This is a genomic window from Aeromicrobium sp. WCS2018Hpa-31 (assembly GCF_031843905.1).
GTDB lineage: Bacteria > Actinomycetota > Actinomycetes > Propionibacteriales > Nocardioidaceae > Aeromicrobium.
Genome location: NZ_JAVTJF010000002.1, coordinates 67,676 through 89,492, shown reverse-complemented (window position 1 = coordinate 89,492; position 21,817 = coordinate 67,676). Strand labels below are relative to the sequence as shown.

The 21,817-nt window shown below is 72.3% G+C and carries 20 protein-coding genes and 1 tRNA gene; 9 read left to right on the top strand and 12 right to left on the bottom strand.

The genetic code is table 11. The features are described 5' to 3' along the window. The first annotated feature begins 38 nt into the window (after nt 1–38). On the top strand, nt 39–1,013 hold the full coding sequence (locus RQG84_RS02365; protein ID WP_311208680.1) for an ArsA-related P-loop ATPase: 975 nt from the start codon (nt 39–41) through the stop codon (nt 1,011–1,013). Further along, nucleotides 1,010–2,236 (top strand): ArsA family ATPase, encoded by a 1,227-nt coding sequence (locus RQG84_RS02360; RefSeq protein ID WP_396135212.1) that lies wholly within the window; start codon nt 1,010–1,012, stop codon nt 2,234–2,236. The genes RQG84_RS02365 and RQG84_RS02360 overlap by 4 nt, the downstream gene beginning before the upstream one ends. A 70-nt stretch (nt 2,237–2,306) precedes the next feature. Here RQG84_RS02360 and RQG84_RS02355 read toward each other — a convergent pair whose 3' ends face one another. Then, nucleotides 2,307–2,567, bottom strand: a complete 261-nt coding sequence (locus tag RQG84_RS02355) for a WhiB family transcriptional regulator (RefSeq protein WP_055963184.1) — start codon at nt 2,565–2,567, stop codon at nt 2,307–2,309. A 217-nt stretch (nt 2,568–2,784) separates the two neighbouring features. Here RQG84_RS02355 and RQG84_RS02350 point away from each other — a divergent pair, with 217 nt between their 5' ends. Next, nucleotides 2,785–5,001 carry a transglycosylase domain-containing protein gene (locus RQG84_RS02350; RefSeq protein WP_311208679.1) on the top strand — a complete coding sequence of 739 codons (2,217 nt, stop codon included), beginning with the start codon at nt 2,785–2,787 and terminating at the stop codon, nt 4,999–5,001. Between the two features lie 202 nt (nt 5,002–5,203). Here RQG84_RS02350 and RQG84_RS02345 read toward each other — a convergent pair whose 3' ends face one another. Next, on the bottom strand, nt 5,204–5,665 hold the full coding sequence (locus RQG84_RS02345; RefSeq protein WP_311208678.1) for a GatB/YqeY domain-containing protein: 462 nt from the start codon (nt 5,663–5,665) through the stop codon (nt 5,204–5,206). Between the two features lie 57 nt (nt 5,666–5,722). Between RQG84_RS02345 and RQG84_RS02340 the strand changes: the two genes are divergently transcribed. From RQG84_RS02340 to RQG84_RS02320, 5 genes are all read left to right on the top strand, one after another. Further along, a complete protein-coding gene (locus RQG84_RS02340) occupies nt 5,723–6,676 on the top strand; it encodes a metallophosphoesterase (RefSeq protein WP_311208677.1) in 954 nt (317 codons plus the stop codon). A 12-nt stretch (nt 6,677–6,688) separates the two neighbouring features. Next, nucleotides 6,689–6,762, top strand: a tRNA-Pro gene (locus RQG84_RS02335). Between the two features lie 105 nt (nt 6,763–6,867). Beyond that, nucleotides 6,868–7,680 (top strand): hypothetical protein, encoded by an 813-nt coding sequence (locus RQG84_RS02330; RefSeq protein ID WP_311208676.1) that lies wholly within the window; start codon nt 6,868–6,870, stop codon nt 7,678–7,680. Between the two features lie 31 nt (nt 7,681–7,711). Next, nucleotides 7,712–9,685, top strand: a complete 1,974-nt coding sequence (locus tag RQG84_RS02325) for an acetoacetate--CoA ligase (RefSeq protein ID WP_311208675.1) — start codon at nt 7,712–7,714, stop codon at nt 9,683–9,685. Continuing rightward, nucleotides 9,682–10,326, top strand: a complete 645-nt coding sequence (locus RQG84_RS02320; RefSeq protein WP_311208674.1) for a hypothetical protein — start codon at nt 9,682–9,684, stop codon at nt 10,324–10,326. The genes RQG84_RS02325 and RQG84_RS02320 overlap by 4 nt, the downstream gene beginning before the upstream one ends. A gap of 7 nt (nt 10,327–10,333) precedes the next feature. Here RQG84_RS02320 and RQG84_RS02315 read toward each other — a convergent pair whose 3' ends face one another. The 6 genes from RQG84_RS02315 to RQG84_RS02290 all read right to left on the bottom strand — a co-directional run bounded on the left by RQG84_RS02315 (nt 10,334) and on the right by RQG84_RS02290 (nt 17,768). Continuing rightward, on the bottom strand, nt 10,334–11,743 hold the full coding sequence (locus RQG84_RS02315; protein WP_311208673.1) for a serine hydrolase domain-containing protein: 1,410 nt from the start codon (nt 11,741–11,743) through the stop codon (nt 10,334–10,336). Nucleotides 11,744–11,817: 74 nt separating this feature from the next. Beyond that, nucleotides 11,818–12,273, bottom strand: a complete 456-nt coding sequence (locus RQG84_RS02310) for a GNAT family N-acetyltransferase (protein WP_311208672.1) — start codon at nt 12,271–12,273, stop codon at nt 11,818–11,820. Between the two features lie 46 nt (nt 12,274–12,319). Then, entirely contained in the window at nt 12,320–13,366 is a 1,047-nt protein-coding gene (locus RQG84_RS02305) for an aspartate-semialdehyde dehydrogenase (RefSeq protein WP_311208671.1), read from the bottom strand. Further along, nucleotides 13,363–14,640 carry an aspartate kinase gene (locus RQG84_RS02300; protein ID WP_055963153.1) on the bottom strand — a complete coding sequence of 426 codons (1,278 nt, stop codon included), beginning with the start codon at nt 14,638–14,640 and terminating at the stop codon, nt 13,363–13,365. Before RQG84_RS02300 ends, RQG84_RS02305 begins: the two co-directional genes overlap by 4 nt. A gap of 853 nt (nt 14,641–15,493) precedes the next feature. Further along, the gene (locus RQG84_RS02295) at nt 15,494–16,597 is read right to left on the bottom strand and encodes a S1 family peptidase (RefSeq protein ID WP_311208670.1); all 1,104 of its coding nucleotides are present in this window, start codon (nt 16,595–16,597) and stop codon (nt 15,494–15,496) included. 181 nt (nt 16,598–16,778) lie between these two features. Further along, entirely contained in the window at nt 16,779–17,768 is a 990-nt protein-coding gene (locus tag RQG84_RS02290; protein WP_311208669.1) for a LysR family transcriptional regulator, read from the bottom strand. Nucleotides 17,769–17,906: 138 nt separating this feature from the next. Between RQG84_RS02290 and RQG84_RS02285 the strand changes: the two genes are divergently transcribed. Then, a complete protein-coding gene (locus RQG84_RS02285; RefSeq protein ID WP_311208668.1) occupies nt 17,907–18,653 on the top strand; it encodes a DUF4328 domain-containing protein in 747 nt (248 codons plus the stop codon). A 3-nt stretch (nt 18,654–18,656) separates the two neighbouring features. Here RQG84_RS02285 and recR read toward each other — a convergent pair whose 3' ends face one another. The 4 genes from recR to RQG84_RS18090 form a co-directional block, all read right to left on the bottom strand. Further along, on the bottom strand, nt 18,657–19,256 hold the full coding sequence (gene recR / locus RQG84_RS02280) for a recombination mediator RecR (RefSeq protein ID WP_055963139.1): 600 nt from the start codon (nt 19,254–19,256) through the stop codon (nt 18,657–18,659). Between the two features lie 91 nt (nt 19,257–19,347). Beyond that, entirely contained in the window at nt 19,348–20,499 is a 1,152-nt protein-coding gene (locus tag RQG84_RS02275) for an acyl-CoA dehydrogenase family protein (RefSeq protein ID WP_311208667.1), read from the bottom strand. Nucleotides 20,500–20,598: 99 nt separating this feature from the next. After that, the gene (locus RQG84_RS02270) at nt 20,599–21,135 is read right to left on the bottom strand and encodes an AAA family ATPase (RefSeq protein WP_311208666.1); all 537 of its coding nucleotides are present in this window, start codon (nt 21,133–21,135) and stop codon (nt 20,599–20,601) included. Further along, complete coding sequence (locus RQG84_RS18090) at nt 21,132–21,722, bottom strand: anthranilate synthase component II (RefSeq protein ID WP_396135219.1); 591 nt, start codon at nt 21,720–21,722, stop codon at nt 21,132–21,134. Before RQG84_RS18090 ends, RQG84_RS02270 begins: the two co-directional genes overlap by 4 nt. Nucleotides 21,723–21,817: the final 95 nt, after the last annotated feature.

Here is a 21,817-nt window from a genome sequence, read left to right as displayed (position 1 = left end):
CGGCTCGCAGCCTCCGACGACGTCGGTAGGCTCGTCCTGTGACCGTCTGGACCCCGCTGCACGTCGTCACCGGCAAGGGTGGGACGGGCAAGACCACCGTGGCCGCCGCCCTCGCCACGGCCCTGGCCACCCGCGGGCGGCGCGTGCTGCTGTGCGAGGTCGAGGGACGCCAGGGCATCGCTCAGCTGTTCGACGTGGCGCCCCTGCCGTACGAGGAGCGCAAGATCGCGTCCGGCCTCGACGGCGGTGAGGTCTACGCGCTCGCGATCGACCCCGAGGCCGCACTGCTGGAGTACCTGCAGATGTTCTACCGGCTGGGCCGGGCCGGCAAGGCGCTCGACAAGTTCGGCATCATCGACTTCGCGACCACCATCGCCCCCGGCGTCCGCGACGTGCTGCTCACGGGCAAGGTCTACGAGACCGCTCGCCGGCAGGGCTCGGATCGGTACGACGCGATCGTCATGGACGCACCTCCCACCGGCCGCATCACCCGGTTCCTCAACGTGAACAGCGAGGTGGCCGGCCTGGCCAAGGTCGGGCCGATCAAGCGCCAGGCCGACTCGATCATGCAGCTCATGCGAGCCCGGTCGACGCACGTGCACCTCGTGACGGTGCTCGAGGAGATGCCGGTGCAGGAGACGATCGACGGCATCGCCGAGCTGCAGGGCGCCCGGCTGCCCGTGGGGCACGTGCTGCTCAACCTGGTGCGCCCCGAGCTGATCACCGCCCCCACGCGCGAGGCGCTCGCGTCGGGGAGCCTCGACGACGAGACCGCCGCGGCGGCACTGGAGTCGGCCGCCCTGCCCGGCGACGCCGCAGGACCGCTCCTCGCCCAGGGGCGGGCGCACGTCGAGCGGCAGCAGCTCCAGGAGGAGCAGCGCGAGGTCATCGGCGACTGCGGACGCCCCCTCGTCGAGCTTCCGCTGCTCGGCGACGGTGTCGACCACGGCGCGCTCTTCGAGCTGGCCCGCATCCTCCACGACTCGATCGACCTGAAGGGCGGCACGGCATGAGCGGGCGCTCCTCCACCGCCAAGGGCGGCGCAGCGAAGCGGCGCTCCCGGCAGCCGGCTCGCGGCCTGCCCGGGTCCAGCGCGGGCCGCGTCGACGTCGACGCCATGCTGGCCGACCGCACCGTCCAGATCATCGTGTGCTGCGGGTCCGGTGGCGTAGGCAAGACCACCACGTCGGCGGCGCTCGCGCTGCGCGCAGCCGAGCAGGGCCGACGGGTGTGCGTGCTGACGATCGATCCCGCCCGGCGGCTCGCCCAGGCGATGGGGCTCACCGAGCTCGACAACACCCCCCGTCCCGTCGCCGACGTCGACACGTCGGCCGGTGGGTCGCTCGACGCCATGATGCTCGACATGAAGCGGACCTTCGACGAGGTCGTCGAGGCGCACGCCACCGCCGAGAAGGCGCAGCAGATCCTGACCAACCCGTTCTACGTGGCGCTGTCGAGCTCGTTCGCGGGCACGCAGGAGTACATGGCCATGGAGAAGCTCGGCCAGCTGCACGCCGCGGCGACCGACGACCCCGAGGTCCCCGACTGGGACCTGATCGTCGTCGACACGCCCCCGTCGCGGTCGGCGCTGGACTTCCTGGACGCCCCCGAGCGACTGTCGAGCCTGCTCGACGGGCGGTTCATCAAGCTGCTGCTCGCACCCGCCAAGGGTCCGGCACGGCTGCTGAGCGCGGGCTTCGGCATCGTCACGAGTGCGCTGAACAAGGTGCTCGGCGCGCAGGTGCTCTCGGACGTGCAGACGTTCGTCGCGGCGTTCGACACCCTGTTCGGCGGCTTCCGCCAGCGCGCCGAGGCCACCTACTCGCTCCTGCAGGCCGACGGCACGGCGTTCCTCGTCGTCGCTGCACCCGAGCCGGACGCGATGCGCGAGGCGGCCTACTTCGTGGAGCGGCTCGCCCAGGAGGACATGCCGCTGGCCGGGCTGGTCGTCAACCGGGTGCACGAGCGCGCACCCGGCGGCCTGACCGCGGCCGACGCCGAGAGCGGCGCCGGTCGACTCCGTGAGTCCGGGACCGGCGCCTACGACGAGGCCGTGGCCGAGCTGCTCGACGTGCACGCCGACCGCGAGCGGGTCGCGGCGCGCGAGGAGAAGGTGCAGCGTCGGTTCACCGGCAGCCACCCGAGGGTGCCCACGGTGCCCGTGGCCGCGCTCCCCACCGACGTGCACGACCTCGACGGCCTGCGACGCATCGGCGAGCTGATCGCCGGGCGGTGACGCACCCGTCCGAGCCAGGGCTCGGACGCCGGACGGCCCCGAGCTGACGGTACCGCTCAGACGGCTGTGCTCAGGCGGTCTGCTGCAGGATGCTGCGCCACGTGGCCACGTTCGGCCGACGACGCAGCAGCGCACGACGCTCGCGCTCGGTCATGCCGCCCCAGACGCCCCACTCGATCCGGTTGTCGAGCGCCTCCGCGAGGCACTCGGCCCGGACGGAGCAACCGCCGCAGACCTGCTTGGCGCGGTTCTGCTCAGCGCCCTTGACAAACAGTGCGTCGGACTTGCCACGGCACGCGGCCTGGCCGGCCCAGTTCTGGTTCCACCCCATGGTGATCAACCTCCCGAGAGTCGGCCCCGAGGCCGACAAGGTTTCTCTAACAAAGAGAACGCTAAGAGCGTTCAGGTTCGGGCGGCAGACCTCATCGTGCCCAACTATGAGTAGTCCTAAGGGACTATGGTCCTGCCGGATCCAGGACCTTCCGGGACCACGGCACCCTCGACCTCGCGTCCCGCGATCCTCAGGAACGCCCCGTATCCTGGGGCACATGCCTTGGGACGACCTCACCGACAACGTCCGGCGGATCGCCCAGACGCCGCCCCCCACCTCGAGCCGCGCCTCGCTCGTGGGGACCATGATCGTGCTCGCCGTCGCGGCGGGCGTCCTCGTGGCCGCCGTGGTCATCCCGGGCACGGCGTTCGTGGCGGCCACCGCCAACGACGTCACGCGCGACGTGGTCGAGCTGCCGCTGGAGCTCGACGACGTGCCCAACCCGCAGACCACCCGCCTCTACGCCTCCGACGGCACCCTCCTGGCCTACTTCTACGAGGAGAACCGCCAGGACGTCCCGCTCGACCAGATCGCGGGCACGATGCAGAACGCGATCATCTCCATCGAGGACAACCGGTTCTACGAGCACGGCGCCCTCGACCTCAAGGGCACGCTGCGCGCCCTGGTCAACAACGCGTCGGACGGCCAGACGCAGGGTGGCTCGACGATCACGCAGCAGCTGGTCAAGCTGACGCTGGTGCAGCAGGCCACCACGAAAGAGCAGATCCGCGCGGCCACCGCCAAGTCCACGGCCCGCAAGGTGCGCGAGCTCAAGCTGGCGATCAACTACGAGGAGTCCCACACCAAGAAGGAGATCCTCGAGCGCTACCTGAACATCGCGTACTTCGGCGACAGCGCCTACGGCATCAACGCCGCCGCGTACCACTACTTCTCGGTCTCCCCCGACAAGCTGACGGTCAAGCAGGCCGCCACGCTCGCGGGCCTCGTGAAGAACCCCGAGGAGTTCAACCCGCGGATCTACCCCGAGCGCGCCCTCCAGCGACGCAACACCGTGCTGCAGGTCATGGCGACCCAGGGCAAGATCACCCAGTCCCAGGCCGACGAGCTGATCGCCTCCCCGCTCGACCTCAAGCTCACCCGCTTCCCGAACGGCTGCGTGGAGTCCGTCGCCGCGTTCTCCTGCGACTACATCCGCCAGTACCTGCTCGACGAGGAAGCGCTCGGCGCCACCGTCCAGGAGCGTCAGGCACGCCTCGAGCGCGGCGGGCTCACGATCAAGTCCAACATCGACGTGCGCATGCAGAAGGCCATCAACAAGGCCGTCAAGAACCGGGTCGGCGCGAAGGACAAGGCCATCGGCTCCCTCGCGCTCGTCGAGCCCGGCACCGGCAACGTCCGCGGCATCGCGCAGTCCAAGCCGATGGGTCGCGACAAGAAGGCCGGGCAGACCTACCTCAACTTCTCCGTGCCGGCCAAGTACGGCCAGTCCGGCGGCTTCCAGGCCGGGTCGACGTTCAAGTACTTCACCGCGATCGCGGCCCTGAAGGACGGCATCCCTCCGTCCAAGTCGTACCGGTCGCCCCAGACGATGAAGATCCCCACCGGGACCTACTACGACTGCGAGGGACGCGGCACCGGCACGTGGGACGTCAAGAACTCCACCGGCTCCGGCACCTTCAACATGGTCACGGGACTCCGGCGGTCGGTGAACACCTACTTCGCCCAGCTCGAGAAGGACGCCGGCCTCTGCAACACGGTCAAGGCGGCCGAGTCGATGGGCATCACGGTGCCGGAGACGAACCAGGTCCCGTCCTTCACCCTCGGCGTCACGTCGGTGAGCACCCTCGACATGGCCGCCGCCTACGCCGCGGCTGCATCCGGTGGCGAGTACTGCGCACCGCGCCCGGTCAACGAGGTCCTCGACGCCAACGGCGAGTCGCTCAAGAAGTACCCCGAGCAGTGCGAGCGGGTCATGAGCAAGGACGTCGCGGCCCAGGTCAACGACATCCTGCGCGGCCTCCAGCAGCCCGGCGGCTTCGGCTTCCAGAACGGCACCGGGCTCAACATCGACTCCGCGGCCAAGACCGGCACCACGAACAGCAGCCAGGCCGTCTGGTACGTCGGCTACACGCCTGAGCTGGCCGCCGCGTCGATGATCGCGGGCGTCAACAGCAAGGACAACCCCGCGAGCCTCGTCGGCGTCACGCTCAAGGGTGCGCCCGTGAGCTTCTCCCAGGCGGGCGGCTCCTCGCTGTCGGGTCCGATGTGGAAGGACGCGATGGGGACCATCCAGGACTACCTGAGCCCCGAGCGCTTCGACGCGCCGCCGCGGCGACAGGCCGTGAGGAGCACGGGCGGCAGCAACGACGACCGCGCCGCCGCGCCGACGACCACGCAGCGCGACACCGAGCAGGAGCCCGCACCGCGCGGCAACGGGAACGGAAACGGCAACGGGAACGGCGACCGCGACTGACCAGCAGCGAGCAGGGCTGCCGCTGGTCGCGGGAGCCGGCCCGCGGGCGGTGACCCGCGCGGGGCGGTAGGAAGGCCGCGCTTCCACGCCTCGGGAGGTAGGGCGCGCGCGGATACCGAGCCGGTATCTGCGTGCCACCTACCTCCGAACCGGTGGAGACGCGCGCCACCTACCTCTCACCGGGCCGGCCCGGCGCCCACCCTCAGGCGCCGAGTGCCTTCTTGACCTCGGCGGCCATCACGCCGCCGTCGGCCCGGCCCCTGACCTGCGGCTGCAGCGCGCCCATGACGCGGCCCATGGCCTTCATGCCGTCGCCGGCCACGCCGAGCTGCTCGATGGTCGACGTGACGAGAGCGCGGACCTCGTCGGCCGACAGCTGCTCGGGCAGGTACTCGGCCAGGACGGCGGCCTCGTCGCGCTCCTTCTGGGCCAGCTCGGGACGGTTGCCCGCCTCGAATGCCTCGGCGGCCTCGCGACGCTTCTTGGCCTCCGACGTCAGCACGGTCAGCACGTCGTCGTCCGTCAGCTCGCGGGCCTCCTTGCCGGCCACCTCGGCGTTGGTCACGGCGGTGAGGACCATGCGCAGCGTGCTCGAGCGCAGGGTGTCGCGGGCCTTCATCGACGCGGTGAGATCGGAACGGAGGCGGTCCTTCAGGGCTGACATGCCCTCATCCTCTCACCGCGGGCGAGCGCCGTTCGGCCACGCACCTAGGCTGGGAGCATGAGGGCATCGGTGGCGGCTCGGCCCGTGGTGGTGGGAGCCAGTGTGATCGGTGCCGGCGCGGCCGGCCTGGGCTACGCCTGGTGGGAGGCGCGGTGGTTCGCGCTGCGGCACGTGTCCGTGCCGGTGCTCCCGTCGGGCGCCCGCCCGCTGAAGGTCCTGCACCTGTCCGACGCGCACCTGACGCCGACCCAGGGGCGCAAGGCCGACTGGCTGCGGTCCCTGGCCGACCTCGAGCCCGACCTGGTGGTCAGCACCGGTGACCACCTCGCCCACCACGACGCCGTTCCCCCGCTGCTGGAGGCCTACGGCGATCTGCTGCAGCGCCCCGGCGTGTTCGTGTTCGGCTCCAACGACTACTTCGCCCCGGTGCCCAAGAACCCTCTCAAGTACCTGACCGGTGGCACCGGGACCCAGGTCGGGGGCACGTGGGAGCGCGCCGCGACCCTCCCCTTCGAGGACCTGCGCGAGGGCCTGGCCGAGCACGGCTGGCTCGACCTGAACAACGCGACCGGGTCGCTCACCGTCGACGGGCGACGACTCACGTTCGCCGGGGTCGACGACCCGCACCTGGAGCTCGACGACCTCGCGGCCGTCCCGCCGGCCGCGTCCCTCGGGGCCGACGCCGACCTCGCCGTGGCGGTGGCGCACGCGCCGTACCTGCGGGTGCTCGACCACGCCTCCCGCCAGGGATACCCGCTCGTCCTGGCCGGGCACACCCACGGCGGCCAGCTGTGCCTGCCCTTCGTGGGCGCGCTGGTGACCAACTGCGACCTCGACCGGGCCCGCGTGAAGGGCCTGAGCACGCACCAGGTCGCCGGCTCGTCTCCGTCGTGGCTGCACGTGTCGGGCGGGCTCGGCACCTCACCGTTCGCGCCGGTCCGCTTCGCCTGCCGACCCGAGGCCACCCTGCTCACCCTCACTGCGATAGACTCAGCGGGTTCGTCCTCCTAGCGAGGACAGCGCCGGGGTGTGGCGCAGCTTGGTAGCGCGCGTCGTTCGGGACGACGAGGCCGCAGGTTCAAATCCTGTCACCCCGACCCAGTTCCTTCGGGATCCGAAGCCCCTGGACCACCACGGTCCGGGGGCTTCGTCGTGCGTGCGCTCCCCAACCCGGACGACGTGCGCTGTGACACACTGGCGCCATGGTCGAGGAGGGCACGACGCAGGCCGACGGTGCCGGCAGCACCCAGCCGCGCGTGGTCAAGAAGATCGTCAAGAAGACGGTGGTGCGCCCCGGCGCGCCCGCGTCGGGCACGGCTCGACCCGTCCGGCCTGCAGCGCCCAAGGCCTCGGCCGTCTCGCGGCTCAAGGGCAAGGACTCGCGCGCCGCGGATCCGTCCGACGACGAGGCCGTCGAGCAGCCCGCGACGGCGCCGCAGCCCCAGCGCAGCGGTCCGCGCACCACCATCGACGTCGGGGCCGCCCTCGGGAGCGCACGCGGACGTGCGACCGACGCCCTGCACGGGACCGGCGACCTCGCACGGCGGCTCGGCTTCGCGGTCCGCGACCGCAGCGAGGACGCCGTGTGGGCGGTGCGCGACTACCGACTCCCCACCGTCCCGCCGTTGCGCGCCTCCCTGGTCACCGGGCTGGTCGCCGGGCTGCTGATCACGGCCGGCGGCTGGGCGTGCCTCAACCTGTTCAGCGCGGTGCGCGGCACCTCGGCGGGCGGCGCCTTCTGGGGCGGCCTGGCCGTCCTGGTCGTGGTGGGCCTCGCCTACGAGATCGGCTCCCGGCTGCTCATCGCGTTCGGCGTGCAGCAGGCGCGCGCGGTCCTCGCGCTCTCCGTGATGCTGGTGGCCGTCCTCGTGATGCTGCTGTTCCTGGAGCCCGTCGACGGGCCCTGGGCGTGGCTGATCGTGCCGGGCCTCATGACCGCCACGGTCCCGCTGGTGCAGCGTCTCCTGGTGTGGACCGCGAGCGACGTCCGCCCGGACGACGACGCCGTGCGCTGAGCAGCCACCCCGTACTCCAGGAGCACTCCGCATGACCGGTACCGATCGCAGCCCCGAGGTCCTCTGGCGCCCCGACCCCGACGCCGCACCGCGCATCGTCCACTTCGCCCGCACGGTCGGCATCGACCCGCACGACTACGACGCCCTGTGGCGCTGGTCCGTCGCGGAGCCCGACGCGTTCTGGCAGGCCGTGTGGCGGTTCTTCGACGTCCCCGGCGACGGGGAGCCCTCCCCTGCCCTGGCCGACGCCTCCATGCCGGGTGCGGTCTGGTTCCCGGACGTGCGGCTCAACTACGCCGAGGCGATGCTGCGGCTCCCCGGCCGGGCCGACGCCGACGTGGTCGTCGTGGCGCGCTCGCAGTCGCGGGCCGACGTCCGGCTCACGGCGGCGCAGCTGCGTGACCAGGTGGCCCGTGCTCGCGCCGGGCTGAAGCGCGCCGGCGTGGTCCGTGGGGACCGGGTCGCCGCCTACGCCCCGAACGCGCCCGAGACGCTCGTGCTGCTGCTCGCGGCAGCCAGCCTGGGAGCGGTCTTCAGCTCCTGCGCCCCCGAGTTCGGGGTCCAGAGCGTCGTCGACCGCTGGAAGCAGACCGAGCCCAAGGTCGTGCTGGCCGTCGACGGCTACCGCTACGGCGCGAAGCCGGTGGACCGGCGCGGCGAGGTCGCCGACATCGTCGACGCGCTCCCGAGCGTGGAGACCCTCGTGTGGCTGCCGTACCTGGAGCCCGAGGCGCCCGTGCCCGCAATCGACGGCACCGCCACGACGACGTGGGACGAGCTGCTGGGTGAGCCAGGCGAGCTCGCCTTCGAGCGGCTGCCGTTCGACGCACCGCTCTACGTCCTCTACTCCTCCGGCACGACCGGCCTGCCGAAGCCCATCGTCCACGGTCACGGTGGCATCACCCTCGAGCACCTCAAGTCGCTGGGACTGCACCACGACTTCGGCGCCGACGACGTGTTCTTCTGGTTCTCCACCACGGGCTGGATGATGTGGAACCTGCTCGTCTCGGGCCTGCTGACCGGCTCGACGATCGTCCTGTGGGACGGCAACCCGGCCCACCCCGACCTCGGCCAGCTGTGGCGCGACGCCGACGAGCTGGGCGTCACGTACTTCGGCACCAGCGCGCCGTTCCTGCTGCAGTGCCGCAAGGAGGGGATCGTGCCGAGCGAGATCGGCGACATGTCGACATTGCGCGGCGTGGGGTCCACCGGCGCACCCCTGCCGGCCGAGGGCTTCCGCTGGGTCTACGACGCGGTGGGCGACCACGTGCACCTGCAGTCCGTCTCGGGCGGCACCGACGTGTGCGCCGCGTTCGTGGGCGCCGCCCCGACCGTCCCCGTGTACGCCGGCGAGATCTCGTGCCGCTGCCTGGGCGCGGCGGTCGAGTCCTTCGACGAGGACGGCGAGCCGGTCGTCGGGTCCCTCGGCGAGCTCGTCATCACCGCTCCCATGCCGTCCATGCCGGTGGGCTTCTGGGGCGACGACGACGGCTCGCGCTACCGCGCCGCCTACTTCGAGGACATCGAGGGGGTGTGGCGCCACGGCGACTGGATCACCATCACCGAGCGCGGCACCTGCACCATCACCGGCCGCAGCGACGCGACCCTCAACCGCGGCGGCGTGCGGCTCGGGACCGCCGAGTTCTACACCGTCGTCGAGAGCCTGCCCGAGGTGAGGGACAGCCTGGTCGTGCACCTCGAGGACGACGAAGGGGGCGCCGGGACGTTGGTGCTGCTGGTGTCGCTGGCCGACCCCGACGGCACCGACGTCGACGCCCTGCGCACGAGCGTGGCCCGCGAGCTGCGCACCCGGCTGTCGCCGCGCCACGTCCCCGACGAGATGCACGTCGTGAGGGCGCTGCCCCGCACGCTCTCGGGCAAGAAGCTCGAGGTGCCGGTCAAGAAGATCCTGCGCGGAGTCCCGGCCGACGAGGCCGCCACGCGAGGCGCCCTCGCCGACCCCTCGGCCCTCGACGAGGTCGCCGCGGTCGCCGCATCTCGATGAGCCCCGAGCGCAAGGTCGTCCTCATCGGCATGCCGATGGGTCTGCTCATGACCGGGGGCGGGGTGCTCATGGCCGCGACGGCGTCCGGAGGCGACGCGCCGATGGGCGCGACGGTCGGGCTCATGGGCGCGGCCTTCCTCATGGCCGTCGTCTACATCCTCCTCCCCCGCCGCCCGGTCACGCCGAGGGCCGTCGACGGGAGCATCGTCATCGACGGCAGCCCCTGGCCATGGCGGTTCCTCTGCGTCCTCACGGTCGGCACCACGGCGGCGGCGGTGCTGGCCACCATCGCGCTGGGGGACCCCAGCGTCCTCGGTGACTCGTCCGGGCGCCGCTCGCCCGTCGTCCTGCTCGGCCTGTGGCCCGTGGGGGCCTGGCTCTGGTTCGTCACCGTCCGCGGCCGGACCCGGCAGCGTGTGACGGTGCGTGGCGACGTCGTGACCCTGCACGAGGGCCGGCGCAGCACGCAGGTGCGCGCCACGCGGCGACGCGTCCGGGTGGGCAGCGGCGACACCGCCCGTTCGCAGTCGGTCGTCGTGCGCGGACCCGCCCGAGACGGTGAGCTCGTGCTCACGAGCCGGTCGTTCGCCACCACGCCCGAGCACCTCGCCGACGCCCTGCGGGCCGCACTGCCGGACTAGCCCCCGGTCAGGACCCTCGGACCCCTGCCGCCGGCCCTCGCCGGCTCACGACGAGAGCGCCCGCGAGCAGCGCCCACGCCGTGGCGGCGACGACCAGCGCGAGGAAGCTGTCCGGTGCCCAGATCCGCAGCTGCCGCGGGTCGGTTCCGAGCAGTCCCGGCAGGAGCAGGAGCGACCCCGCCACGACGCCGGCAGCCGCCGCACGGCCCCACCGTCGCACCGAGGTCCGCGCCCGGACGAGCACGACCAGCAGCGCGCCGATCGCAGCGGCGGCACCGAGGACCCAGGGCAGCGCACCGAGGACCGGGTCGCCCGACGTCGGCGCCGCGGAACCGCCGTCCGTGATCGTCAGGACGTCCTTGGCCACACCGGCGAGGGCGGGGGCCTGCGCCTCGCCGTAGGCGCCGGCCAGCACCACGACGGACCGCCCGTCGGAGGGACGGACCAGGACGTGGGCGAAGAACCCCGGGGTCGCGCCGGTGTGGTGGACCAAGCGACCGGCCCCGTCGCCCGTGACCCGCCAGCCGTAGCCGTACCGGTCGTCGTCGGCCCGCACACGTGGCGCGTGCACCGATGCGAGAAGCTCCCCGTCGAGCACGTCCGGACGTGCTCCAGCCTGGGCCGCCGCGTAGGTCTCGAGGTCGGAGAGGCTGGACACCACGTAGCCGTACGGAGCACCCGACTCGTCCATCCCGACCTGGTGGGCACGCGGCCGCCCGAACCACCACTGGTGGCCCGCCGGGAGGTCGCGGCCGGCTTCGGCGGCGCCCGACGTGTCGTCCATCCCGAGCGGCCCGAGCAGGTCGCGCCGCAGGATCTCCGCGTACGGACGGTCCTCCAGCGCCTCGAGCAGGGCGCCCAGGACCAGGTAGTTGGCCGAGCTGTAGGCGTAGCTGCCGCGCGTGCCCGTGCTCCGCAGGTCGCCTGCCGCCCGACGGACCGCACCCGGCTGGTCGTCGAAGCGTTCGGAGACGGCGAGCCCGTCGCTCGCGGTGTAGCCGCTCGTGTGGGTCAACAGCTGCCGGACGGTCGCGTCGGTGTCGTGCAGCCAGGGCAGCCGCCCGCCGACCCGTTCGTCCAGGTCGAGGCGGCCGTCCTCGGCCTGCTGGACCACCAGCGTGGCGGTCATCGACTTGGCGACGGACCCGATCAAGTGGGGCGTCTCCCGCGTGACGGGTCGGCCGTCGCCGTCCTCACCCAGGGCCTCCTCGAGGACCAGGTCGTCACCGTCGAGCACGGCGACCGCGACGCCCGGGAGGTCGAGCTCGGCACGCAGTGCGTTCAGGTAGGTCCTGACCTCGTCACGGGACCTCACCTCGCCGTCCGCGGCGTGCGCCGGAACGCTCGACGCCACCGCGCCCAGCGCCAGCAGGATGGCCGCCCAGCGGCGGAGGTCCGTCCAGGTTCCCCGTGTCATGCCTCGACGCTAGGGAGACCGCTCACCTCGCACCTCGGGGACGACCCTGGCACGCACCAGGACCTGACCCCGAGTCAGACCTGGACGGCCTCGCGCCGGAAGTCGACCATCCTCGGACGTCGTCCGTCGTCGCCCACGAAGTCGGCGCGGCGGGCACTGCCCCGCGCCCAGCCGCGGCGAGCGTAGACCGCCTGGGCGTCCACGTTGTGCTCCATGACCACCAGCGTCATCGGCAGGCCGTCGGCGTCGGCCCACGCCTCGGCGACGTCGAGGAGCGCCCTGCCGACCCCGCGACCGCGAGCACCGACGGCGACGACGTAGCGGGTCAGCTCCCACCCGTCGGGGGTGCGTGCGAGGGCCACGTGACCGACCACGTGCCCGTCGAGCAGGGCCACCCAAGCCACGTCGGTCCCCTCCTCGAGCCAGTCCGCACTCACGCGGGACGCGCGCACGGGGTAGGCGTCCTGCTCGTGGACCGCGGCGAGCACCGCCACCAGCGCATCGAGGTCCGCGGGGCGTCGGCTCCTCACCACAAGGTCGGCCGCAACGCCACGGACCATGCCCGTCACACCCACCTCAGCCGAGGAGGAGCTCGGCGATCTGGACCGTGTTGAGGGCCGCACCCTTGCGCAGGTTGTCGCCGCTGACGAACAGCACGAGGCCCTTGCCCTCCGGCGCCGACTGGTCGGCACGGATGCGCCCGACCAGGCTCGGGTCGGCGCCCGCGGCCTGCAGCGGCGTGGGCACCTCGACCAGCTGCACCCCGGGCGCGCTGCCCAGGATCTCGGTGGCCCGCTCCGGGGAGAGGTCGCCCTCAAACTCGGCGTGGATGCTCAGCGAGTGCCCCGTGAACACGGGCACGCGCACGCAGGTGCCCGCGACCCGGAGGTCGGGCAGGCCGAGGATCTTGCGCGACTCGTTGCGCAGCTTCTGCTCCTCGTCGGTCTCGTTGCTGCCGTCGTCCACCACGCTGCCGGCCATGGGCAGCACGTTGAACGCGATGGGCGCGACGTAGACGTCGGGGTCGGGGAACGCGACGGCGCTGCCGTCGTAGGCCAGCTCGTCGGCCTTCTCGACCACGGCGCGCGCCTGCCCGTGCAGCTCGCGGACGCCGGCGATGCCCGACCCCGAGACCGCCTGGTACGACGCGACGACCAGGCGGACCAGCCCGGCCTCCTCGTGCAGCGGCTTGAGGACCGGCATGGCGGCCATGGTGGTGCAGTTCGGGTTGGCGATGATGCCGCGGCCACCCGGACCGTCGCCGGCGGGGATGGCCTCGGGGTTCACCTCGCTGACCACGAGCGGGATGCTCGGGTCCTTGCGGAACGCCGAGCTGTTGTCGACCACGGTCACGCCCGCGTCGGCGAAGCGCTGCGCGTGGGCCCGCGAGGTGGTGGCACCGGCGGAGAACAGGGCGATGTCGAGACCCGACGGATCGGCCGTCTCGGCGTCCTCGACGGTGATCTCGCGGCCGGCGAACGGCAGGACCGTGCCGGCCGACCGGGCCGAGGCGAAGAAGCGGACCTCGTCGGCGGGGAAGTTCCGCTCCTCGAGGATCTGGCGCATCGCGACACCCACCTGCCCGGTGGCGCCCACGATGCCGATGCTGGCGCGACGGCTCATCGTCCGGTCCCTCCGTAGACCACGGCCTGGACCTCGTCGGTGCCGAGGTCGAACGCCGAGTGGGCGGCGCGGACCGCCTCCTCGACCTGGCTCTCGGCCACCACGACCGAGATGCGGATCTCCGACGTCGAGATCATCGCGATGTTGATCCCGGCGTCGGCCAGGGCCTGGAAGAACGTGGCCGTGATGCCGGGCGCCGAGCGCATGCCCGCGCCGACGATGGAGACCTTGCCGACGCTGTCGTCGTACTGGAGGCGCTCGAAGCCGACCTCGTCCTTGAGCCGCGCCAGGGCGGTCATGGCGGTCTGGCCGTCGGCCCGCGGCAGGGTGAACGAGATGTCGGTGAGCGCCGTGGCGGCGGCCGACACGTTCTGCACGATCATGTCGATGTTGATCTGCGCGTCGCCGAGCGCGCGCAGGATCGCCGCGGCGTAGCCGACCTTGTCGGGCACGCCGACGACGGTGATCTTGGCCTCGGAGCGGTCGTGGGCCACGCCGCTGATGATCGCTTGCTCCATGGTGGGGTCCTTCGTGACGTCGTCGGCCTTGATGACCCACGTGCCGGGCTTGTCGGAGAACGACGACCGGACGTGGATGGGCATGTCGTTGCGGCGCGCGTACTCGACGCAGCGCAGGTGCAGGATCTTGGCGCCGTTCGCGGCCATCTCGAGCGTCTCCTCGTAGGAGATCTGCGGGATCTGGCGGGCGTCGGGGACGATCCGAGGGTCGGCGGTGAAGATGCCGTCGACGTCGGAGTAGATCTCGCACACGTCGGCCCTGAGGGCCGCGGCCAGGGCCACGGCGGTCGTGTCGGACCCGCCACGGCCGAGGGTCGTGATGTCCTTCGTGGTCTGCGAGACGCCCTGGAACCCCGCGACGATCGCGATGGCGCCCTCGGCGATCGCCTTCTCGATGCGACCGGGCGTGACGTCGATGATCTTGGCCTTGCCGTGCTCGGCGTCGGTGATCACGCCGGCCTGGGAGCCGGTGAACGAGCGGGCCTCCTGGCCGAGGTTGCCGATGGCCATGGCCAGCACGGCCATCGAGATCCGCTCGCCGGCGGTGAGCAGCATGTCGAGCTCACGGGCGGGCGGCAGCGGTGAGACCTCGTTGGCGAGGTCGATCAGCTCGTCGGTCGTGTCGCCCATGGCCGAGACGACCACGACGACGTCGTGACCGGCCTTCTTGGTGGCGACGATGCGCTGGGCGACCCTCTTGACGCTCGTGGCGTCGGCGACGGAGGAGCCACCGTACTTCTGGACGACAATGCCCACGACGATGTCCTTGAGGTGCGGGGGTGGGGTGGACCGTGCCAGGGCGACGCTGACCGGGCAACGTCGTCCATGCTACCGGCCTGCGACAGGCCGCCTCCACCGTCGTTCCTGCCGTGGGACCGCGAGATCGCGCCGAGGGCGTCGGCGCGTGCGGTCGCGGGTGGGTCGTGCCGTGCGGCTGCGTCGCTGTGGCTGAGTCGTGCCGTGCGGGCTGCGCTGCTCCGGGTGGGTCGTGCCTTACGGCTGCGTCGCTGTGGCTGCGAGTCGACCTGCGCTCCGAAAGGGCCTCGACCGGCGGTCGGGTCCGGGGTCGGGTGGGCTCTCGGAGCGTGGCTCGGGGGACGCAAGATTCTGCGTTCGTGCGTGAGGGGTCGAAGGATGCTGCGTTGGTGTTCGGATTCCGTCGTGAACGCAGCATCGTTCGGGTTTCTGCACGCGAAGGCAGAATCTTGCGTCCGCAGGGGCGACTCGTGCGCCGGGGTGGGCAGAGATTCTTCCTTTGCGTGGGACGGTCCACGCGAAGGGAGAATCACTGCCCGTACGGGGCCCTTTTCGTCGCCACGATGCTTCCTTCGCGAGGCACGGTCCACGGGAAGGAAGAATCGTGCGTGGATCCCGCACGAAGGACGAATCGTGGCCGCGCCCCGCAGACCCAGCCGAGCCCAGACCCCCTGCTGCGGTCGAGGCCCTTTCGGAGACCACCCCGCCTCGCAGCCACAGCGACGCAGCAGCAGGCGAAAGCCCAGCGGCGGCGACGCAGCAACGCGCGAGCCCCGCGAAACGACGAACGGCGCGGACCCGACACCTCCAGGGGAAGAGGGTGCCCGGTCCGCGCCGTGCGCGGTTCCTCCGGTCAGGAGGTCTTGAGGGTCAGGCCATAGGCGCTGAGGATCTCGTTGACGGGCTGGAAGTACGTCGTCCCGCCGAACGAGCAGTTGCCGGAGCCACCGGAGGTGACGCCCTGCGCCTGGTTGCCGGAGATGGCCGATCCACCCGAGTCGCCCGGCTCGGCGCACGCGGTGGTGCGGATGAGCCCGGTCACCGAGCCCTCGGCGTAGTTCACCGTGGAGTTGCGGGCCTGGATGGTGCCGCAGCGCCAGCCTGTCGTGGAGCCGGAGCGGCAGATCGACGACCCGATGGCCGCGTTGGAAGAACCACGGACGGCGACGCTACCGCCGCTGTAGTTGTTCACGGTGCCGGTGATCGACGCCGACGAGCGGATGAACGCGTAGTCGTTGCCGGGGAAGCTCGAACCGGCGAACGTGCCGCTCGGCGACGAGGTGGTGCTGCCCGTGGTGCCGCAGTGACCGGCGCTCACGAAGCCGCCCGTGACGGCGAAGCCGATGGAGCAGCGCGCGCCGCCGATGTAGTAGGCGTCGCCGCCCTGGTAGAGCGGCTGCGGACGCTCGGGAGCGGCCTCGGCCTGGAACGCCTCGGCCGGGACGCCGGCCTTCTCGGCGAACGCCTCGGCAGCGGCGACGTCCTGCGTCGGAAGGACGACCTTGTTGGACTCGGCGTCGACGTACCAGCCGGCCACGGTGTCGGGCGCTGCGCTCTTCTTCGCGTTGAGGGCCTTCATGTAGCCGTTCAGCTCCGACGACGACCGCTCGACGGTGCGCGCCTCGGCGCCCTTCGCGGTGACGGCGTCGGCGGCGGCGGCATCGGTCACCGCGACGACGAGGGTGCCCTTCTTCGCGTCGTACCAGGAGCCGGCGTAGTCGGCGCCCAGGCTCTTGACGAGCGACTTCTCGGCCTTGGCTGCCTGGGCCTCGTCGGCGATGCGGGCCTTGGCCTGCGTCTCGGAGAGGCCGAGGTCGCGCTCCATGGCCTTCATCATGCTGGTCTTGGGCGGGACGTCGTCGGGTGACGGCGCGGCGTTGGCCTGCTGGCCGAGCGCCGTGGCCAGCACGACGGCGACGGCCAGGGAGCCGAAGAGGGTTCGCTTGGGAGTCTTCACGGTGGATCTCCTTCGTCGTGGCGGCACGCTGGGGTCGCCAGGGTGCCGCCGTCCTGCGGAACGGACGGCTCGCCGCCACGCCCCACGCTGTCGTCCGGAGACGGGTTCGCCTCCGCAGCCCCCCCGAGGGGTTGGCAAGAACGTACTGTCAGTTCAGCCCTGGAGGGTCATACCGGAAGAGTCATACCGCGGGGGTGATGCCCGGGTCGTGCTGCTCGCCGAAGCCCGGGTTCCGCCCCAACCAGTCGGCGTAGACGGCGCTGCGCGCGACGAGGTCACCGTGCGCCATGCGGACGGTGAGCAGCAGCTCGTCGGCGAAGGCAGCGCCCACGGAGTCGGGTCGCCAGCCGACGAGGTGGCGCCAGCTCAGGGGGACTCCGGCGAGCGGCTTGGTCACCAGCCCCGGGAGGACCCGCGTGGGCTGGCACAGCGCCACGGCCGTGCCGGACGCCACGAGGTCGATGCAGCTGGCCGCGTCGGCGACGTAGAGGCTGCGCGGCGCGAAGCCCTCGCGCGCGCAGGCAGCCGCGAAGCACTCCTGGAAGCAGCCGTCGCCCGGGGTCGCGGCCCAGCCGGTGGTGGCGAGGTCGGCGAGCGCGACCTCGTCGACGTCCGCCAGCAGGTGGTCCTGCGGGAGCATCACGAACACGGGGTCCACCGAGAACGTGCGCCACACCTGGCCGCGCTCCCCCGGCGTGCTGTCGCCTCCGCAGATGCCGACCACGGCGAAGTCGAGGCGCCCGTCGTCGAGCTCACGGGCCAGCTCGTCGGCCGACCACGAGGCGGTCGTGGAGACCTCGAGGTCCGGGTGCCGCTCCTCCAGCCGCTGGATGAGGGGCGCGAGGATGGCCGGCGACGAGGAGCCGATGGACAGGTGCTCGGGGGTGCTCCGCCCCCGTTCGGGGTCGTTCAGCCGGGTGGCGTCGTCGAGCAGACCGGTCATGGCGGGCAGCAGCATGCGGGCCCGGGCGATGACCAGCTCGCCCAGCGACGTGGGCCGCACGCCGCGGTGGTCGCGGTCGAACAACGGGCCGCCCAGGGCACGCTCGATGCGGCTCAGCTGCGCGGTGAGCGCGGGCTGCGCGACACCCAGCTCGGCGGCGGCCTTCGTGACGCTCCCGGCGTCGGCGATGGCACACACGACCTTGAGGTGTCGCAGCTCCAGCTCCACTCGGTGAGTCTACCGGCGCCGCGGCGATCGGCGTCCTCGGTGCACGCGTGCCCGAAGTCGGACAAAGCCCTCTGTTCTCGCCTCCGGAGCGGCTCACCTGTCGTACGGTCGCCCCAGATCATCACGACCGGGGGAACCATGACCGACTCACCGACGTACCCGCGCTACCCGTCCCAGGACGACGTCCCGGAGGGCGTCGCGCAGTCCGGCGCGACGGCTGCTCCCGGCCCGGCCGCTCCGCACTCCGTGACGCCCACGGGGTACGCCCAGCCGCTCGGCCTGCTGACCGCACTCACCGTCGGCGGGGCCGCGCTCTACACCGCGACGCTCCTGCCCCGCTTCTGGCTGGCGCAGGACGCCGTCGAGCGGTGGGAGCGCCAGGAGGCGAACGGCGGCCTGGCCTGGGACCTCTGGACCCCCTACGAGCTCGTCGACTCCGCGGGCTACCTCGTCCTGCTCGGCGCCTACGTCGTCACGTGCCTGTGGCTGTGGCGCGTTCGATCCAACCTCGAGGTGCTGTCGCCGACGTCTCCTCACGCACGCCGTCGTGGGTGGGTGTGGGGCGGGTGGCTGGTGCCGATCGTCTCGCTGTGGTTCCCCTACCAGGTGGTGCGCGACGCCCTGCGGGTGCGATCCCACCGTCCCTCGTCCGGCGCCCGCGTGGGGTGGTGGTGGGGTGCCTTCCTGCTGGCCTGCTTCGCCTCCGGCGTCGAGACCGTGTTCGTCCCGGTCGACGAGATCGACACGGCGTCCATCCAGGACCTGCCGCCGTTCGCCGCCGCGACGACGGTGCTGTTCGTCGTCGCGTGCGCCCTGTGGATCCGCGTGGTCCGGGCGATCGCGGCCGACCAGGCCGAGCTCCTGGCAGGGACCGAGGCGCGCTGACGCTCAGCCGGCGATGGCGGTGCGGCCCTCGAAGGCGCGCCCGAGAGTGAGCTCGTCGGCGTACTCGAGGTCACCGCCGACGGGCAGGCCGCTGGCCAGCTTGCTGACCCGCAGGCCGAGGGTGCTCAGCATGCGGATGAGGTAGGTGGCCGTGGCCTCGCCCTCGAGGTTCGGGTCGGTGGCGATGATGACCTCGGTGACGGCGCCGTCCTGCAGGCGGCCGAGCAGCTCACGGATGCGCAGCTGGTCGGGGCCGATGCCCGCGATGGGGCTGATCGCGCCGCCCAGCACGTGGTAGCGGCCGCGGAACTCGCGGGTGCGCTCGATGGCGACGACGTCCTTGCTCTCCTCCACGACGCACAGCACGGTGACGTCGCGGCGAGGATCGGTGCAGATGCGGCACTCGACGTCGACCGTCACGTTGCCGCAGATCGCGCAGAAGTGGACCTTGTCCTTCACGTCGACCAGCACGGCCGCGAGCCGGCGGACGTCCTCGGGGTCGGCGTCGAGCAGGTGGAAGGCGATCCGCTGGGCGCTCTTCGGACCGACCCCAGGCAGCTGCCCGAGCTCGTCGATGAGGTCCTGGATGACGCCGTCGTACACAAGGAGTGAGTCTAGGCGCCCCGGCGGCCGTGGGCCCGCTCGGCGCGCTGCCGGGCGTCGTCGAACAGGGGCCCTCGATCGGACGACCCGGTCAGACGAACGCGTTGATGCCCGTCTCGGACCGCCCGATCAGCAGCTTCTGCACCTGGCTGGTGCCCTCGTACAGGGTCATCACGCGAGCGTCGCGCAGGTACTTCTGCACGGGGTACTCGTCGATGAAGCCGTAGCCGCCGAACGCCTGCACCGCCAGGTTCGAGGCACGCACCGCGGCCTCGGACGCGAACAGCTTGGCCTTGGACGCAGCGGTGCCGAACGGCTCCCCGCGCTGCATGAGGTCGGCGGCGCGCCAGGTGAGCAGCCGCGCGGCGTCGGCGTCGACGCTCATGTCGGCGATCATCTCCTGCACCAGCTGGAACGACGCGATCGGCTGACCGAACTGCTCGCGCTCGCCGGTGTACTTCACGGTCTCCTCGAGGCAGCCCTGCACGATGCCGACGCAGCTGGCCGCGATCGTGACCCGACCCTTGTCAAGCGTCTGCATGGCGATCTTGAAGCCCTTGCCCTCCTCGCCGAGCAGGGCGTCGGCCGGGACCCGCACGCCGTCGAAGGACAGCGCCGCGGTGGCCTGGCCACGCAGACCCAGCTTGCCCTTGACCTCGGTGGCCTGGAAGCCGGGTGTGTCGGTGGGGACGAGGAACGCGGACACCCCGCGCGGGCCGTCGTCGCTGGTGCGGGCGAAGACGAGGGCGACGTCGGCCCAGGTGCCGTTGGTGATGAAGATCTTGGAGCCGTCGATCACCCAGTCGTCGCCGTCGCGGCGGGCGCGGGTGCGCAGGTTGCCGGCGTCGGAGCCGGTACCGGGCTCGGTGAGGCCGAAGCAGCCGAGCGTCCGCCCGGCGGCGATGTCGGGCAGCCAGCGCTGCTTCTGCTCCTCGGTGCCGTGCTGCAGGACGGACGTGCCGAACAGGCCCGACGACACCGAGACGATGCCGCGGATGGCGGAGTCGGCCCGACCCAGCTCCTCGGCCGCGAGCACGTAGGTGACGTAGTCGCCGCCGACCCCGCCGTACTCCTCGGGGATGGTGAGACCGAAGAAGCCGATCTCTCCGAGCTTGGGGATGATCGCGAGGTCCACGGACTCGGCGCGGTCCCACGCGGCACGGTGGGGGACGACCTCGCGGTCGAGGAAGTCACGCGCAAGGGCGCGGAAGCTCGCCTGCTCGTCGGTGAGGGTCAGGTCCATGGGGCCGATGCTGCCACGCGGACCGAGCCGTGTCCCCCGGCCCAGGCCGTCGGAGGTGGGTGCCCCGCGGCATCCGCGGGGGGCACCCACCGCCGCGCACTACCTACCTCCGACGGCGGCGACGGCCTGGGCGAGCCGCGCACCGCGGTCGCCGGCGACGTCGACGACGACCGCCGCGCCCACCAGGTCGGGGTCGTCCAGCAGGTCGACGAGCGCCATGTGCATCGCGAGGCGCAGGCCGGGGTCCTCGTCGTCGGGGTCGAGCACGTCGTCGGGGTCGAGCAGCAGCACGAGGTCGACCCCCGCCATCGCCTTCGCCGCCACCACGCGACCCCGGCGCACCGCCTCGGCGTCGCGGCCGGGGCGGCCGAGGTCGACCAGCGCCTCCAGGTAGGCGAGCAGATCGAGGGGTCCGCGCTCGGCCAGCACGAGGTGCTCCGGCGACGGTCCGTCGAGCCGCTCGGCCGCGACCTGCAGCTGCTCGCCGAACGCAGCCGCATCGGGCTCCTCGCCCATCTCCTCGGCCACCAGCTCATACGGGTCGGGCAGCACCTCGACGTCGGGGAGCGCTGCGGTGACGTCGGCCACCAGCGTGGACTTGCCGCTGGCATGGGTGCCGGAGACGACGACCCTCACGGCGCGGCCGGGTCGGTGCCGCGCAGGAACGTGGCGAGGAGGTCGTGGCCGCGGGTGGTGAGGATCGACTCGGGGTGCCACTGCACGCCCTCGACGGGGTGGGAGGTGTGGCGCAGGCCCATGACCACGCCCGAGGCGGTGCGGCTGGTAACGACCAGCTCGGGCGGGAGGCTCGCCTCCTCGGCCACGAGGGAGTGGTAGCGCGCCACGGTGAGCGGCGAGGGCAGGCCCGCGTGCACGCCCAGCCCGTCGTGGTGCACGAGCGACGGCTTCCCGTGCACCACCTCGGCGGCGCGCACCACCCGCCCGCCGTAGGCCTCGGTGATCGCCTGGTGCCCCAGGCACACCCCGAGCAAGGGCGTGGTGGGGCCGAGCCGGCGCACCAGGTCGACGCTGATCCCCGCGTCGGCCGGCGCCCCGGGCCCGGGCGAGAGCACCACGTGCGTGAGGTCCCCGGCCTCCCGGGCGGCCACCAGCTCCGCCACGGTGGCGGCGTCGTTGCGCACCACCTGCGCGTCGGCGCCCAGCTCGCGCACGTACTGGACGAGGTTGAAGACGAAGGAGTCGTAGTTGTCGACGAACAGCACCCGCGCGCTGCCGCCCCGTCGGGGTGCGTGCCGCCGCTCCCGCCGCGACGGAACGCCGGCGGACAGGTCCCCGGCGACCCGACGGGTCACCGGAC

What these genes read in the sequence shown, in the direction of transcription:
- RQG84_RS02360 (WP_396135212.1), top strand. Translation starts at nt 1,010, where the DNA reads ATGAGCGGGCGCTCCTCCACCGCCAAGGGCGGCGCAGCGAAGCGGCGC.
- RQG84_RS02340 (WP_311208677.1), top strand. Translation starts at nt 5,723, where the DNA reads ATGAGGGCATCGGTGGCGGCTCGGCCCGTGGTGGTGGGAGCCAGTGTG.
- RQG84_RS02330 (WP_311208676.1), top strand. Translation starts at nt 6,868, where the DNA reads ATGGTCGAGGAGGGCACGACGCAGGCCGACGGTGCCGGCAGCACCCAG.
- RQG84_RS02355 (WP_055963184.1), bottom strand. Translation starts at nt 2,567, where the DNA reads ATGGGGTGGAACCAGAACTGGGCCGGCCAGGCCGCGTGCCGTGGCAAG.
- RQG84_RS02325 (WP_311208675.1), top strand. Translation starts at nt 7,712, where the DNA reads ATGACCGGTACCGATCGCAGCCCCGAGGTCCTCTGGCGCCCCGACCCC.
- RQG84_RS02285 (WP_311208668.1), top strand. Translation starts at nt 17,907, where the DNA reads ATGACCGACTCACCGACGTACCCGCGCTACCCGTCCCAGGACGACGTC.
- RQG84_RS02275 (WP_311208667.1), bottom strand. Translation starts at nt 20,499, where the DNA reads ATGGACCTGACCCTCACCGACGAGCAGGCGAGCTTCCGCGCCCTTGCG.
- RQG84_RS02315 (WP_311208673.1), bottom strand. Translation starts at nt 11,743, where the DNA reads ATGACACGGGGAACCTGGACGGACCTCCGCCGCTGGGCGGCCATCCTG.
- RQG84_RS02345 (WP_311208678.1), bottom strand. Translation starts at nt 5,665, where the DNA reads ATGTCAGCCCTGAAGGACCGCCTCCGTTCCGATCTCACCGCGTCGATG.
- RQG84_RS02305 (WP_311208671.1), bottom strand. Translation starts at nt 13,366, where the DNA reads ATGAGCCGTCGCGCCAGCATCGGCATCGTGGGCGCCACCGGGCAGGTG.
- RQG84_RS02350 (WP_311208679.1), top strand. Translation starts at nt 2,785, where the DNA reads ATGCCTTGGGACGACCTCACCGACAACGTCCGGCGGATCGCCCAGACG.
- RQG84_RS02320 (WP_311208674.1), top strand. Translation starts at nt 9,682, where the DNA reads ATGAGCCCCGAGCGCAAGGTCGTCCTCATCGGCATGCCGATGGGTCTG.